At 49.0% G+C, this 15,823-nt stretch carries 17 protein-coding genes; 4 read left to right on the top strand and 13 right to left on the bottom strand.

Going from position 1 to position 15,823, the window contains the following annotated elements:
• Positions 1-217 precede the first annotated feature (217 nt).
• Positions 218-379 (top strand): hypothetical protein, encoded by a 162-nt coding sequence (locus KA369_14880; GenBank protein ID MBP7737261.1) that lies wholly within the window; start codon positions 218-220, stop codon positions 377-379.
• Positions 380-550: 171 nt separating this feature from the next.
• Here the strand turns inward: KA369_14880 and KA369_14875 are convergent, their stop codons facing one another.
• From KA369_14875 to KA369_14865, 3 genes are all read right to left on the bottom strand, one after another.
• Entirely contained in the window at positions 551-1,429 is an 879-nt protein-coding gene (locus KA369_14875) for an SH3 domain-containing protein (protein MBP7737260.1), read from the bottom strand.
• 205 nt (positions 1,430-1,634) lie between these two features.
• Positions 1,635-2,462, bottom strand: a complete 828-nt coding sequence (locus KA369_14870; GenBank protein MBP7737259.1) for an alpha/beta hydrolase — start codon at positions 2,460-2,462, stop codon at positions 1,635-1,637.
• A 48-nt stretch (positions 2,463-2,510) separates the two neighbouring features.
• Positions 2,511-3,557, bottom strand: coding sequence for an SMP-30/gluconolactonase/LRE family protein (locus tag KA369_14865; protein MBP7737258.1), 1,047 nt, complete (start codon positions 3,555-3,557; stop codon positions 2,511-2,513).
• A 199-nt stretch (positions 3,558-3,756) separates the two neighbouring features.
• Here KA369_14865 and KA369_14860 point away from each other — a divergent pair, with 199 nt between their 5' ends.
• A complete protein-coding gene (locus KA369_14860; GenBank protein ID MBP7737257.1) occupies positions 3,757-4,335 on the top strand; it encodes an NUDIX hydrolase in 579 nt (192 codons plus the stop codon).
• Here the strand turns inward: KA369_14860 and KA369_14855 are convergent.
• On the bottom strand, positions 4,319-4,780 hold the full coding sequence (locus KA369_14855) for a Cache 3/Cache 2 fusion domain-containing protein (protein ID MBP7737256.1): 462 nt from the start codon (positions 4,778-4,780) through the stop codon (positions 4,319-4,321). The genes KA369_14860 and KA369_14855 overlap by 17 nt on opposite strands.
• A gap of 108 nt (positions 4,781-4,888) precedes the next feature.
• On the bottom strand, positions 4,889-5,524 hold the full coding sequence (locus KA369_14850; protein ID MBP7737255.1) for a hypothetical protein: 636 nt from the start codon (positions 5,522-5,524) through the stop codon (positions 4,889-4,891).
• A 22-nt stretch (positions 5,525-5,546) separates the two neighbouring features.
• Between KA369_14850 and KA369_14845 the strand changes: the two genes are divergently transcribed.
• A complete protein-coding gene (locus KA369_14845; protein MBP7737254.1) occupies positions 5,547-6,269 on the top strand; it encodes a prepilin peptidase in 723 nt (240 codons plus the stop codon).
• A 39-nt stretch (positions 6,270-6,308) separates the two neighbouring features.
• Here the strand turns inward: KA369_14845 and KA369_14840 are convergent, their stop codons facing one another.
• The 8 genes from KA369_14840 to KA369_14805 form a co-directional block, all read right to left on the bottom strand.
• On the bottom strand, positions 6,309-6,773 hold the full coding sequence (locus KA369_14840; protein ID MBP7737253.1) for an SRPBCC domain-containing protein: 465 nt from the start codon (positions 6,771-6,773) through the stop codon (positions 6,309-6,311).
• Entirely contained in the window at positions 6,770-7,798 is a 1,029-nt protein-coding gene (gene mtnA, locus KA369_14835; GenBank protein MBP7737252.1) for an S-methyl-5-thioribose-1-phosphate isomerase, read from the bottom strand. Before mtnA ends, KA369_14840 begins: the two co-directional genes overlap by 4 nt.
• A gap of 38 nt (positions 7,799-7,836) precedes the next feature.
• Positions 7,837-8,781: a response regulator gene (locus tag KA369_14830; GenBank protein ID MBP7737251.1), complete on the bottom strand. Its 945-nt coding sequence runs from the start codon at positions 8,779-8,781 to the stop codon at positions 7,837-7,839.
• Positions 8,747-9,976 (bottom strand): bifunctional 3,4-dihydroxy-2-butanone-4-phosphate synthase/GTP cyclohydrolase II, encoded by a 1,230-nt coding sequence (locus KA369_14825; GenBank protein ID MBP7737250.1) that lies wholly within the window; start codon positions 9,974-9,976, stop codon positions 8,747-8,749. Before KA369_14825 ends, KA369_14830 begins: the two co-directional genes overlap by 35 nt.
• Positions 9,977-10,183: 207 nt before the next feature.
• Positions 10,184-11,086 (bottom strand): tRNA dihydrouridine synthase DusB, encoded by a 903-nt coding sequence (dusB, locus tag KA369_14820; protein ID MBP7737249.1) that lies wholly within the window; start codon positions 11,084-11,086, stop codon positions 10,184-10,186.
• A 161-nt stretch (positions 11,087-11,247) separates the two neighbouring features.
• Positions 11,248-11,448: a hypothetical protein gene (locus tag KA369_14815; protein MBP7737248.1), complete on the bottom strand. Its 201-nt coding sequence runs from the start codon at positions 11,446-11,448 to the stop codon at positions 11,248-11,250.
• A gap of 204 nt (positions 11,449-11,652) precedes the next feature.
• The gene (locus KA369_14810) at positions 11,653-12,174 is read right to left on the bottom strand and encodes a hypothetical protein (protein ID MBP7737247.1); all 522 of its coding nucleotides are present in this window, start codon (positions 12,172-12,174) and stop codon (positions 11,653-11,655) included.
• Between the two features lie 169 nt (positions 12,175-12,343).
• Complete coding sequence (locus KA369_14805) at positions 12,344-14,278, bottom strand: PAS domain S-box protein (GenBank protein ID MBP7737246.1); 1,935 nt, start codon at positions 14,276-14,278, stop codon at positions 12,344-12,346.
• A gap of 504 nt (positions 14,279-14,782) precedes the next feature.
• Here KA369_14805 and KA369_14800 point away from each other — a divergent pair.
• A partial coding sequence (locus tag KA369_14800; GenBank protein ID MBP7737245.1) for a YifB family Mg chelatase-like AAA ATPase occupies positions 14,783-15,823 on the top strand: 1,041 nt, incomplete at its 3' end.

The raw sequence follows: 15,823 nt of genomic DNA, 5'->3' as shown, positions 1-15,823 counted from the left end.
TACTTGTATCATTAGCTGCATTATGCCTGAATTGCGGCAAGCCGGAACAGGTTCAGGCAGACGAGAAAGGGGGGAAATGCGTCCAGGGTAATTGCAGATACGGGGTAGGGACCTATGTCTTTTCCAATGGGAACAGATACGAGGGTGAATTCAGAAGCAATGTTCCGTTCGGATACGGAACAATGTATTACAAAAACGGCAAGAGCCTTAAGGGAAAATGGAAGTGGGGAAGACCAGACCTGAGATAATAAAGACCATGGCGGGTAGCAAGAAACCCAGCCCCGAACAGGAGCTGAAGGAAAAAATAAGACAATCTATTTTGAAAAACAGTAAAAAGGCTGATAAAGAAGAAATAGAATTCCTTTTAAAACGGTTTTGACATATCAACGCCAGGGGAAAAATTGCAGGGGCACCGCCGGTCATTATGTAACGCATAATGGCGCCGGGTTATGGCCCGAATGAGCCGCGAAAAGAGAACCAACCCTCACCGAAGAAAATCGTCACCTGTATTAATCGCAAAGCGGCGGGATAAACCCGCCGCTCTCGGTTATTACTGCTTATCGATCTTTATTTCAGCCAGGGCCGTATCATTCCATTTCTGGCCTTTATACACGCTATCAACGATAAACCGGATACGGGTCACGTTCTGGTACACGCCGGCATCCTGGTAGTCGCGGATCTCATCCTCGAAATTAACGGTTGAACCCTGCTTGGTGTCATTGGCGTCCCAGTATTCGACTTTCATGCTTTTAACGCGGTTGTTGAGCACGTACAGGTCGCCGTCAGCGCCGTACTGGGCGAATTTCTTATCAAGCTTGGCGAAACCGTTTATCATGGCGACACTGATATTCTCAGGCTGCGGGAAGGTGATCTCGACCCATTCGCCGACCCCGCCGTCCCCCACCTGCCAGGTGGTGCCGGGATTCTTATCAAAGAGATTGTTCACCGTGTAGGTGTAACCGCCGCTCTCGGCCAGCGTGGTTGAGGCTTCGACAAAGGACTTGCCGACGCCGCCGATATAGATCTCGACGCGGGCCTGGCCCTTGGCGTCCGAGCCTTCCTTGAACGTACCGGCCTTGACCCATCCGTCAAAGCCGTATTTGACGCTGACATTGTACCACTTGTCCTTCTGCTTGAGCACGATGGCCCGGGTCCCGGCGGTCAGGTTCATCTTCGCCTTCGAGTCGGCGTCGGGTTGATCAAAAAGCTTGGTCGAATCGGTGAACTCTATGATCTGCTTCTTGCCTTTATGGACATAGAACTTCTGAATCCATCCCTCTGTCACGCCGTCAGGCAGCTGCACCTTCATCCACTCGCCGTCTTTCTGCTCTTCCAGAATCTTAACGACCTGGCCGCGATTTACGCCTTTTGTCCACTTAAAATCACCCTTTTTATCGGTGGGGACATCGCGCAGACCGATATCGATCAAAGACACACCTTCCTTTTTGCATGCAACCGTTAAAAGGAAAACAAGGCACAACATTAACAAAAATAGCTTTTTGTTCATATTTTATCTCCCTTTGATAGATTCTATAAAGCATAAGATATCACCGGAGAATCGGCATTGTCAATAACAATCTGGACTAGCCGATTGTTATCGGTTAAAATGATAAATATCACGGCCAAAATCAAATTCAAGGCTGCGATCCTTTCTTCAGATGTCTTACAAGGAACCAATCCAGGCCCGAAGCATATTCGTTCAATGATTCCATGAAGCCGTTGTTATGGGAGCCGCGGATCATGAGAAACTCCTTGGGGCCATTGATCTTCTTAAAAAGCTTCGCTCCCAGGTCATAAGGTATAATCTCATCCTCCGGGCTGTGCACCACGAGGACGGGACAACGTACCCTGGTCACATATTTGCCGGCATTATAGGTATCGCCGAAAAGCAGCTCTCCCGGCGCCATGGGGTAATGGTGAAGCGCCACATCGGCCGCCCTGGTGAAGGTCGCCTCCAGCACCAGGGCCCCCGGCGTGCGGTCCTGGCAAATCCACGCGGCGATAGGCCCTCCCAGGGAGCGGCCGATAACGGCTATTGTACCGGGATCTATCTTCCTGAAACTGACCAGGTACTCCCACGCCGCGGCAACGTCGCGGTAGGTCCCTTCTTCAGTGGCGGAGCCGCCGCTCCTGCCGAAGCCGCGATAATCGAACACCAGGACGTTTAGCTTCAGCCCATGGAAGAGCCGGATCGTGTCCAGCAGGAAGGAGATGTTCCCGGCATTGCCATGGCAGAAGAGGATAGTGCCCTTAGGCGCTGGCGCAGGCACCCACCAGGCATTGATCCGGATGCCGTCTGCCGCATTGAAATAAACATCATCAAAGACGAGGCCCATTGAAGCGGGCGTATCCACAATCTGCTTATAGGGATGGAAGAGATACCGGTTTTTACAGCCGGCCTCAGTAAGGGCTAATGCCGCAAAAAAAAGCAAAACAATCGCATAGAATCGAGGTTTCATCATATCCATCCTATTCTGATATTACATAATCAATCATATCAGGTGACACAATCAGTTCATCGTGCAATCAAGGAAATAATCCTCGAACACCGAACCAACGAGTAGTCGCTTACCATGTACCGCGGCGACGCTCGCGGCTGATATTTCTTCGCCCAGGTTCAGATAGATCTCCTTGAAAGCATATCCGCTGTTATCCTTCCTTGTTATTTCAAGTATCTGCGACGGCGCCTTGTTTTGGTCATTCCTGGCGTGGCTCAGAAAAGTCAGCATCTTCGGGTGGGCTGCGACACGGATAACGCCGGATCCATCGATATCGATATTGTCACCGCCTGTCCCCAGGTGTAACACAGAGACACGGTTGAGGGAACCGTCGGGGGAACAATGGTAGATATAGAATCTTTTATCCGTGGAAGCGGTCACATAGATACGCTTGCCATCATTATCCGCCCAGATACCGTTGGCATAGCCGAATCCGTCAGCGACGATCCGGATTTTCTTCCCATCAAAATACGCCACGTTTGAACGGGAGTATCGCAGGATGTCCTCGAGGAGCTTGCCAAAGGTTGATAGGGACCCATGGTCATTGGTGAAATAAAATTGCCGCGGTCCCACAGCCGTTACATCGTTGGGGCTTATCATCAGTTCTCCGCCGACAGTCTCCAGATGGACCAGGGTATTGTTTTTTATCTCGAAGATCTCAATATAGTTGTTTGATCTATGATGGTTTATTGCAAAGAGATACTTTCTTCCACCACCATCTTTAAAGAAACTGATGCCATGAGGATAGAAGTCAATTGTGAGACCGGCAGTCACATTTTTAAGCACCGGTTTTCCCTGAAGATTATATGAGTAAATCGCTCCTTGAAGCAGCTTTCCCTTCATGAATGCCCTGCGGTCAAAGGATGATACGAAGGCAATTCCCGTTTCATGATCGATGGCTATATCCTCGGCACCGGGGACATTCATGACCCTGGCGCAGGTACAGACTGAGCGGGGTGTCAGTGTAGTAAATTCACCGGCATCCCGAAGGCTCTTTATAACCAGGATAATGACAAGGATAAGGACGACACAAGTGACGATAACAATCTTCTTTTTCATTACAGTCCTCCCCTTGCCACCGCAGCATTATATCTTTTTATGAATTATTCTCTAAATCGCAGATAACTTTTATTTCAAGGCTATATATTAATTATTTCTTGCCCGATAGCAATATATTTTTAATCATATCCTTTAAAATAATAAGATATAGTCATGCTGGAATAGAACTACTGTGGTAAAGGCATGGAGAAACTGAAACATGAATAAATGGATAATAAAATCAGAAAACGAGCTGTTCCGAAAAAGGATATTCGCGATGAGAGACCTGGAGTGCCATCATCCGGACAAGGATGTCACCCACCGTTTTTTCACCCTGACCTCGCCGGACTGGATTAATATAGTCGCGACAACGGAAGACGGGCAATTCATCATGGTGCGGCAACATCGCCTCGGCACGGATGAAATAACCCTTGAAACGCCCGGCGGCCTCGTTGAGGGAGACGAATCACCGGAAGAAACGGCCCTGAGGGAGCTCCGCGAGGAAACCGGGTACGAGGCGGGCGAAATCCATCTACTCAAAAAGCTCACCAACAATCCTGCCATCTTTAACAACTACATATATTTTTATTACGCGGCGAATTGCAAAAAAGTCCACGAACAGGATCTCGATGCGGCGGAAGACATTGAAGTCGTCACCTGTTCCCGCGATGAGATCATGGACATGATCAACCATGGCCCGATCAATCACACCATTATAGTATCAGCACTCTACCTGTATTTTTTATCAGAATGGAGCGGACTTGTCGACAGCGGGCATCCCTTTAATCGTTTGATTTGACCTGGGCCGCTTTGCAATCCACACCCGGTGGAATATCATCGGAAATAATGGACAGGCAGAGAATCTCGAAATCGTTGATGGGCGTATAAAACAGATAATGCTTCCGATTCCCCAGAACATAGGTGAAACAACCCGATTTTTCTTCAAGGAGCTGGTTCACGAACCAGACCTTGCTGAAGCTTGACCCTATAAGGACAAGCCGGGGATGGAACACCACCCTCCCGTCGGAATCCAGCACATAGTAAAAGCCGGTTTTACCGACGCGCCTCTCCCTGAGGGCGTTCATGGCACTTCTGTTGGAGTCGATCTCCCTGCTTATGGCGGCCATCTCATTCCTGATGCCCTCCGATGTAATGACCCTGCTGGCGGCACAGCCAAGGGACAGCGCCATCAAAATGACGAGGAGATTGACCGCAAATGTGATAGTGTAAAAATTTCTTATCATAGTATGATATATGATATCAATACAGGATTAACGGCGTCAACGAATTTATAAAATCAGAAATCTGGAAAACGATAAAAAGCCAATCAACCGTGAAATCCGGGGCCCTTTCTATGGATTTTCAGGTAATGTTTGCGGTAGTCCCCAATAATACATCCAACACACAACCCCATCAAATAATCTCCTAATTATAGTGTAATTCTTATAACGATTGTTATCGGGTACTTTTATTAAACCGGAGATCACCTCATCAAGATATTTATCAATTGCATAAGCAATAAGACGAGAAACCGACTGCTTACACACCTTCCTCAAATCCAGAAAAAACTCATACTCATCCGGCCACAGCATAAGATGAAAACACTTCCATACGGCATTATTATCATGCTTCTGATAACGCACCCTTTCCCATGATACGACCATACGATCATGGTCATTTGACATTCTCTTCAATAATACAGAAACAATGTCACGAATTGAATGGCCTGTTCGTATCGATGCGTATAAGAGCTTATCTAGATTGGCCCTGTTTATATTTATTGTCGTTTCTATTATCATTGTCACATCCTTTGAAATGTCATATAAATTAATACGTTTATGAATGAAAAAAATAAAATATTTTTTCGGCATATTGAATGTTTTTATCCAAGAACCCGGACTTCTCTCCGTTGTAATGTAAATATCCTTGACTAAATTATAGCTTTCATATTTCTCCAAGCCTATGGGCATTATTCCAGTTATCATCATTTCTTTTATATCCGGCACATTAATGGGCAGTTTTTTTTACACTCTCGCCCTGCGATATGCCGATGGCAGCATGACGGAAAATCCCAAAGCCGCTCTTTTCTCCCGGTCTCGGTGTCCCCATTGCCAAAGCAGCATCGGCCCCATCCATCTTATCCCAATCCTGGGTTATATGATCCAAAAAGGAAAATGCCGTAACTGCGAAGGCAAGATATCACCAATCTATCCTGCCATGGAAATTCTCTATGGTCTGATAGCATCCCTGTTCGCATGGAAGATTGGGATGACCATCTATTCACTCAACCTGTATTTGCTGGCGGGAATCGCTTTGTGCATTGCCGTTATTGATATTAAATCGCTTATTATCCCCGACTCCCTTGTCATTGCATTTGTCATGCTATCAATTTATCCCATAGTATTGAATTACAATATAGCCGATAACCTATTCGGACTTCTTGCCCTGTTCTCTTTCTTCATTATCATACTGCTGCTATTTCCGGGGTCCTTTGGAGGCGGGGATTTGAAATTCGGGTCAGCTATCGGATTGTTGACAGGTCTGGAAATGTCGATTATCGTTCTGGAGGTATCACTGGTATCCGGCGCCATCATCGGCATCATATACGCGCTGAAGACACGGAAAAGCCTGAGGACGAAAATTCCCTTCGCACCCTTCTTGTCCCTGGGGCTGACAGTATCATTATTATACGGGAGGGATATCCTGCTTATCTATTACCGGATCCTGTTCTGATCATCTGCGATGTTATCCAGGCGGGGAATGTCATTACAACTATGACAACATGACTTTTTTCTCAGTGTAATTCTTCAATGACTCACAATACTTCCGGAAGGCTATACTCAATTTTTTGGTATAAAGCAGGTAAACCAGTGGCGCAAGGGGCCCATGGAATTCCTCATAGTTGACAAACCGCGTCCGCTTCTCGTCGATAGGCTTGCACAACTGCCATCGAAAGCTTGATATGCCGGGTCTTCCTTTAGTGCGGGATGTTCCCATGCAGAGCCGATACGACACGGGATCGATCGCCAGGATAACTTCATGCTCGTTCCGCAGCAGTGTCCGTTCCGTCATTTGGCAGTCGAGATCGAATTCGGCTCCCTCGACAAGGGCAGAATTCTTCAGTGTTATGCGGGGAGTAAAGGTGTTCCATTGCGGATAGGAATCAAAATCAACGATGATATTCCAGATCATCATCGCCGGCGCGTTAATCACTATTTCCGAACGGATCTGCTTCATGACTTGAGCAACTTCCCGATGCCAACGGAAGCCGGATTTTCTATAACGCCCTTTTCAGTTATGATGGCTGTTACATATTTTGCCGGTGTAACATCAAAGGCGGGGTTCCGTATTGAAATTCCTTCAGGCGCGATCTGGACATTCATGATATAGGCGACCTCATCAACGCTCCGCTCCTCGATGATAATATCATTTCCGCTTTTCGTTTCAGGATCAAGAGTGGATAGCGGCGCGGCGACATAAAAAGGAATGCCATGCTCCTTTGCCAGGACCGCATGACTGTAGGTACCGATTTTATTCGCAACATCGCCATTTGCCGCGATCCGGTCAGCGCCCACGATCACCTTTTTGATCGTGCCGTTTTTCATGAAATAGCCGGACATCGAATCGGTGATGAGTGTGACGGGTATATTATCGCGGGACAATTCCCATGACGTAAGCCGGGCGCCCTGCAGGTAAGGCCGGGTTTCACAGGAAAACACCTGGATTTTTTTCCCTTCCTCCACCGCAGCCCGTATGACGCCCAGGGCGGTCCCATAACCGCCGGTGGCAAGCGCGCCGGCATTGCAATGCGTCATCACCACATCGCCGTCGCTGATAAACCTGCTGCCGTTTTTACCCATGGCTTTATTTGCTTCTATGTCCTCATTGTATATCGCCAATGCTTCTTTTTCAAGAAGTTCGCGAATTGCGGCGCCATCATTTCCCTGCTGGATTATCTTCTTCATGCGATTGACGGCAGCGAACAGATTGACGGCCGTCGGGCGCGTTGCCGCGAAGAAATCGCATACCTTGTTAAGTTCCTCTTTCAGCGCGTCGACAGCGGCGGTCTGCGAATGTTTGGCGGCAAGGGCAATACCCATCGCCGCGGTAATGCCGATCGCGGGAGCGCCTCTTGTCTCCATGTTACGGATCGAATCGGCTACATCGCAATAATTACGATAGGTGTTGTAAATCTCCAGCTTCGGGAGAAGCCGCTGGTCAAGAATTGTGACAGAGTCGCCGTCCCATTTAACAGTAAACATGAAAACCCTCCCGGGGCAGTATGATGACAGGCCGTTCTTTAATGCGCATCACTTCTATCTATCCGGTATTTCCGGAGACGCAATATGTTCCCCTTGTCATTCCAGCTCACTTCATCCAGATGGATTCGAATTATGAGAAGACCCCGCCCGCTGTTCCGAAAAAAATTTTCAGGGTCGCGCGGATCAGGGAGCGAATTATAATCGAATCCTGTTCCTTCATCTTCAATGGTGTATTCAACGAATTCGTTGTTCAACTCATAGGATATGGTTACCCGCCTGTCGGCAAACTTTTCATCCGCTTTCCTTTTCTCGATCTCATCATTGTAGCCCTTGATCCCCAACTCCTCCCTGATAGACGACGAGATCTCAAGACAACCGTGGAACATGGCGTTGCTGATCGCCTCCTGCAGCGCCAGGGAGATATTTTCAGCCGTGGTATTATTGCACAACCCCGAGTGAACAAGGTCCTTGGTCAGATGATATGACATCGCGTTGATGATGGAATCGTCGATTGGAACCCGGTAAGAGCCTTTTTCATATACAACATAACGGGCGAAACGCTCGGCGAGCTTTTTCTCGTGTTTCCTGTTCAATATGACCCGCACCGACGATGCGACGTCATTGATATCAAAGGGCTTCCGGATAAAATCACTGGCGCCATAGCGAAGGGCCCTGATGGCGTCCTCCACATTGCCGTGGCCTGTGATGATAAGGACGGGAATCGGTTCATCCAGGCCATGGATACGCCGCAAAAGTTCTATGCCGTCCATCTTCCTCAGCTTGATATCGGTAATGACAAGATCGACCTTTTCGCCATTCTTTAACAGATAGAGCACATCCTCGGCCTTTTCCATGGATATAACTTTATAGCCAAGTCGTGAAAGCTTCTTCTGCAGCGAATAGCGGATCACCTCTTCGTCATCAACGACGAGTATTTTTGCCCCGTTATTATTCATCGATCTTCTTTTTGCTTTTTTCGCCATCAAGGATCAGATGCCCCATCTTGTCCCGTTTGGCCCGCAGATATTCCACATTATCCTCATGGGGGGCGATTTCTATGGGAACCCGCTCGGCAATCTCCAATCCATACCCATCGAGGCCGATAACCTTTTTAGGGTTATTCGTCAAGAGCCGTATTTTATGAAGACCCAGGTCCACCAGTATCTGGGCGCCGATACCATAATCCCGGAGGTCCGGCGCAAACCCGAGTTCGATATTCGCTTCAACGGTATCAAGGCCTTCATCCTGAAGATGATATGCCTTGATCTTATTGGCAAGACCGATTCCCCTCCCCTCCTGTCTCATGTACAGGACAACTCCCAGGCCCTCACGATTGATCATCTCCATGGCCCTGTGTATCTGTGAGCCGCAATCGCATCTCTGTGAGCCGAACACATCGCCGGTAAGACACTCAGAATGCACACGGACCAATACATTTTCCTTTCCTTCGACATTGCCCTTCACAAGGGCGACATGGGCCAACGTATCCACATCGGTCTGGTAGGCAATAATGGTGAAATCACCATGAATGGTCGGCAGATTCGCCTCGGACACCCGGCGTACCAGCCGCTCCTTATGCTGCCGGAATTTAATGATATCCGCGATGGTCGCGATTTTTAATCCATGCTTCTCAGCGAACTTATCGAGATCCGGCCTTCGCGCCATGGTGCCATCTTCATTGAGAATCTCGCAGATAACTCCAGCCGGTTTAAGCCCCGCGAGCCTGGCCAGGTCAACAACGCCTTCAGTATGACCGGCCCGCACCAGCACTCCGCCCTTTCTGGCAGCTAAAGGAAAAATGTGGCCGGGTTTCCGAAGATCATTGGGTTTCGATTCATCATCTATCAGGACCTTGACTGTCTGCGCCCTGTCCTGGGCTGAAATACCGGTAGTCGTTTCTTCCCGCGCATCAACTGAAACCGTGAAGGCTGTACCGTACTTGTCCTGGTTGTTCTCAACCATAAGGTCCAGCTCAAGTCTATGGGAACGACTCTGTGTCATGGGAACACATATAAGACCGCGACCATGGGTTGCCATGAAATTGATCACTTCCGGCGTGCAGAATTCCGCTGCTATTACAAGATCACCCTCGTTTTCCCGGTCCTCATTATCTACCAGGATAATTATTCTTCCTTTTCTGATTTCTTCAATGGCTTCCGGAATTGAACATGAATTCACTGGAGTTCTCCTTATTGGAACATATCGCTAATATGATCGATTGTTCCATATTCTCGTTTGAGGTGACTGTAATAATAGAAAAAATCAAATTCAGCACATGGTGCATTAATAAAATCTTCATTATTATAGTCAAGATTTTTAATTCTTTGATATAAAAGATGGTGTTTTTGTTTTAGTCAGACACTCAAAAACAAGTATTATAATGTGTTAAACCTCCATCAACAAATCAAGGATTCTGCAAATAACCTCTCGATCGGTTGCCACCACAAGATCCTTCCTTATATTTTTAGCGCCACGAAAAGCATGAATATACCTGACAAAATGTTTTCGCATCAGGATGATACCCCTATCGCCATGAAACTCGATCATGAGATCCATATGATCTTTTATGTGAGCTATCATTTCAGACGGCCCAGGTATTTTCCCTGAAAAAATCCATGGATTGCCGATAGCGCCCCGGCCAATCATCACCGCGGGACAACCTGAATATGCCATGCGTTCATACGCTTCATCATAAGATCGAATATCGCCATTGCCCACAACCGGGACATGGGATTTCTCGACGATAGAGCGAATTATATCCCAATCTGCAACTCCGCCATATTGCTGGGCACGGGTTCTTCCATGGACAAATATCATCGATATCCCCGCGTCCTCCAGCGCTTTCACGGTGTCAGAGTAATTCAACGATTCGTGGTCCCAACCTATCCTGATTTTAGCCGTAACCGGGATCCGAACCCGCTTCACGATGCCCTGTGTAATATCATATATTTCAGAAGGATCATTGAGGAGAGCCGCCCCGGATCCGGAAGCGCAGATACGCCGCGCGGGACACCCCATATTGATATCAATAAGATCAGGACCGAGGCCTTCAACAATAGCGGCGGCTTCGGCCATGAGGTCAGCCCTGTTGCCGAAAATCTGGACGGCAACGGGCCTTTCTTCCTCATGGAACCGGAGTAGGTCCATGGTTTTTTTATTATTCCGAACAATGCCCTCGGCTGAAATGAGCTCGGTTACCACGAGACCGGCGCCATGGCGGCGGGCTATTCTTCTGGAGGGTGAATCATTGAAACCGGCTATGGGGGCAAGGATCAAAGGACCTGCCAACGAGATGTTTCCCAGAGTAATCATATAATTTCAATTTCGCGCCCAACATTACAACGGAGGCATTGCTGATCAACGAATATTTGTGCGCTACAGGACAAAAAACGGGATGGGGTATACAAACCTCATCCCGCTCTTATGCTTAACAATTCTTGAATTATGCCTTAATTACACTTGCCTTTGCATTTGCAGTGGGCCTTGACTTCCTTGCCGTCCTTGGTTTTATGCGCATCGATCCATACGCAGTCAGGCCGATCCTTGCAGCGATCAACCTTAAGGGTGTTGCAGGGCCGCGGCTTGGGGGCGGCTGATAATACTCCGGAAATGAACAGGGCCAGTGCCAGAAACAGAGCTTTTTTAATCATACAATTCCTCCTTGTGAAGTATTAATGAAATCGTCTCTCCCTGCGGCGACGCGCTCCGGAAAGATTCCGATGGAGCCCGCCCGTTTGTGCAGGATATAACATGTGCATGATAATATATTTCGTCAACATCATTTAGCGCATGTTCCCGAGTAAATAAGTCCGACTGAGGATAAAAAAAGGCGTCAAAGTAAAGCCGATCAGGCACTACTCGCGCAATGATTGCCCGATTTCAGCAATAACCTTCTGGGCTTCCCCGGCATTCATGTCCTGGCTGTAATTAAAGCCGAGGCCTATCTTGTTCCCCTTGGCCAGCGTTATCACATAGACCTCGATTGTCGAGGGAACCGGTATCTTTTTATTCAGCACCTGGCCCTGTATCTTTTTACCCGCGAAGAGCCGTGTGATCGGCTTCCCGGCATCCGCGGACCCCATGAACACCGTCCTCGTATAATTCAAGAAGCCGGCGTCCTTCATGCCCATCAATTTCTGCGCATTCCGGTCAAAGAGGACCGCGGTGATGCCCATTTTCTCCTTCCCTGCTTTTGATTTTTTCGGATGCAGCATCAGCAGGGCGTCGGTGCCGGCCTTTTCCGGCGATGAAAATTCCAGGCTGCTATCGAAGGTTACCCCGTGGAGCGAATAGGTGAATTTCTTTTCAGCATGGACAATGGAGGCCGACACGACAAGGCAGATCGCTCCCATGAATGCCAGAGTTACTCTCTTCATAATCACACTCCTGTATCAGTGATATTGGCGTGCACAACTGATATGGATTAATGGTAATTAATCGCTCCCTGTCAACCACAAGATAAAAAAGAAATTTGTTTTCCCGGCTGTGAAAAACAGCCTTTTCCCGGAAGAATTGTTATCGTGACATTTTGTGTCCCATCCGGCATCAGTACAAAGACTCGAAACCGATGAGAAGCATATCGTCGGTAATCCTGGCATCGCCCCTGAATCGCCCCACCTGCTCCATGATACAGTCAAGATTTTCGCCGAGGGCGGCCTGATGGGATTGTCGGAATAAATCGAGAAGGCCGTCCTCAAATCCGATCATCTCCCGCTTGGCATTGGATGTTTCCGGTATCCCGTCCGTATAAAGGAAAAGCCTGTCACCCTTCTCCATGGGAATCGTTGTGGTCTTGAATGTTATGTCAGTGCTGATGCCGATGAGGGTGCTCTTCGAGGAATTGAGCTTGGCCTGGCCGCTTTCCTTGATCAGCACCGGGCCGGGGTGTGCGCCGTTGGAGAACGTGAAGAGCAGCTCGTGCTCTTTGTTTGAGGGAGTAAATATCCCATATATGCCGGTGATGAAAAACGAGGCCATGTGACCCACCAGTTCGATGTTGAGCTGGTTGATGAATTCAGCGGGATGCTGCCCGAATTTCAATGAAAGCCTATCGGTTATGGATTTGAGCAGTGTCAGGAAAAGCGATGACGCGACCCCGTGGCCGGAAATGTCGCAGATAAAAACACCGAGGGAATCACTGCCATAGGGGTAAAAACAGAAAAAATCTCCTCCCAGCATTTCCATGGGATAATACCGGTATTCTGTTTTGACGGTTTTAATGCGCGGCACGTCCTGGCTGATAATGTCCCCCAGGGCCGTCCTGGCTATTTTCAGGTCCTTTTCCATCATCTTGGTGCGCTTGGCCAGGACTTCCCTGCTTTCCTTCAATGAATAATCCACTTTTTTCCGAAGGGTGATGTCGACGAAGGACATTATCACGCCGATGGTATCGTCATTTTCATTTTTTATAAGAGCGGCGGAGAGGATAACGAAGAACGGCGACTCGTCCTTCTTCTTAAGCGACAATTCGCCGACCCAGCTCCCGATTTCCCCGAGCACTTCCAGGACGTTCCTGAAATCATCGCGGTTGTCGGGATGGCAGAAATCCAGGATCGACGTGCCCAGCACGTCATTCCTGTCTTCATAGCCCCACATCATGAGGAAGGAGTTGTTGGCGAAGGTGCAGACGCCTTCCGTATCGGTTATGGCTATTGCGTTGATGGATTTTTCAACGGCAAAGCTCTTGATCAGGATCTCCTTCTCGGCCTTCCTTTTTTCAGTGACGTCGCGGATAATGCCTCGAAATCCCGCCGGCTTCGAATTCTTGCCCGGTATCAGGCCGGCGGAAATCTCCAGCAGCCTTATGGTGCCGTCCCCCCTGATGATCTCATATTCATCAATGTTCGACGGCTCCCCTGTCTTGTATATTTTTGTGAATACTTTTCTCAATAACCGCGCGGTTTTCGGCGTCGTATAATCAACCAGTCTCATCGCCATGAGCTTTTCCCTGGGATACCCCAGGATCCTTGATACCGCTTCATTGAAGAATGTAAGGATCCCGTTTGTATCGATCTCGAAATAGCCTTCCTGCATGGTTTCGAGGATAGTCCTGTATTTTGCCTCGCTCCTCTGCAGCATGTTCCGCGTCGTGTTAAGTTCTTCAAAAAGTTTCTTCATCCGCAGGGAGGCGCGGATCTTCAGCAGCAGGGCCTTGTCTTCAACCGGCTGTATGATATAATCATTCACGCCGGAATCCATGACGCTCGCGTTCTTTTCAACATCAAGCAGCGTGGGAGACACGAATATTATCGGTATGTGGAGGGATTGATCGTTCTGGCGTATGATCCGGGCTGTTTCATAACCGTCCATCCCCGGTATCATGACATCCATCAGGACCAGGTCCGGTTTTTCCAGGTTATACTTTTCAATGCCTTTTTTCCCGTCAGCGGCGGTTATTACGCCATAACCGGCCGACGACAGAACGGAATTGTATTCATGGAGGCGTGATAACTCATGATCAACGACCAGTATTTTTTCCATGTCCCCTTCACCGATGATCTTTTTGTGCGTCGCTGATACCCTCTTCTCCGCCTGAGGCATACCCATGAATTAATTTTTATATTTAAAGATAATCTCCATTATTATTCAATTTTAAACAATGACAATGAGCGAAATCATTACATTGCAGACCATAAATTGCATTAAAACAGAAAACCCCACCGGTATATTATTGATGAACCATGTTTGAATACCGGTACATTCATGACTTGAAATATCTGCCATTTTGTATATAACCCCATAAACTACAGTAACACTAATATAAGAACTATGAAGGGACATGTCAACTACCATGATTCGTGTGATTTATTCAATGAGACATAATACATTTTCTTAACATCATATTTTCATGCAAATGAATTGATGGCCACCTCACACTGGGCAACAGGGAGATTTTGCATCAGTAAAAAATTTTTTACACCTGTGCATTCCCGTTCGTTAACCCATTAATATGCAACCATTCTGTGACCGGACCGGAGGGGACCCATGTTGTCAAAATCAATATCATTCGGCATCCACGGCATCGATGCCCGCATCATCGAGGTCGAGGTCGACATCATACGGGGGCTGCCGAATTTTATCATCGTCGGCCTGCCGGATTCCACCATCCGGGAATCGAGGGAGCGTATACGCTCGGCCATCGAGAATTCAGGGTACGAGTTCCCCCCGAAGAATTTCGTGGTCAACCTGGCGCCGGCCGGATTCAAGAAGCAGGGAGCCACCTACGATCTCCCCATCGCAGTCTCGATCCTGCACGCCACCGGCCAGACCGATGTTGACCCGGCGGCAATCCCCATGGTGGGCGAGCTTTCCCTCGACGGACGGGTAAAGCCGATCCGCGGGGTCATATCCATGACCATAGCCATCTACCGGGGCGGCCACCGCGCCGTCATCGTTCCCTACGACAACCGCCACGAGGCAGCCGCCATCGGGGAGATCAAGGTCTACCCTGTCAAGACCATCGGCGACGCCCTCGCGGTCCTCCAGGGCCGGGGGGGAGCCTTTTCCGAACCGCGGCTGAGGGACGACGAGCGTCCCGGTCCCGATTTCTCCGACGTCCGCGGCCAGGAGACCGCGAAGCGCGCCATCGAGATCGCGGCGGCGGGCCATCACAACATCATCCTGTACGGGTCTCCGGGCTCCGGCAAGACCATGCTGGCAAAGAGAATTCCCTCGGTGCTGCCTCCCCTTAAAAAGGAGCAGGCCATTGAGACGACCATGATCCACAGCGTCGGGGGCGAGCTCAACGGCGGGGGCCTGGTGTCAACGCCCCCCTTCCGCTCCCCCCATCACACCTCCTCTGACGTGGCCCTCACCGGCGGCGGGACCATTCCCTCCGTCGGCGAGGTATCCTTCGCCCACAACGGCGTCCTGTTCATGGACGAGTTCGTCGAGTTCAAGAACAACGTCATCCAGGCGCTGCGCCAGCCCCTCGAGGATTACGAGATAACGGTCTCCCGCGTTTTCGGGACCTTCCGGTTCCCGGCCGATTTCATGCTGGTGGCCGCGAGCAATCCGTGCCGCTGC

Source organism: Spirochaetota bacterium (assembly GCA_017999915.1).
Taxonomy (GTDB): domain Bacteria; phylum Spirochaetota; class UBA4802; order UBA4802; family UBA5550; genus RBG-16-49-21.
The sequence above is the reverse complement of the archived record's forward strand: the minus strand, read 5'-3'. Positions and strand labels throughout refer to the sequence as shown.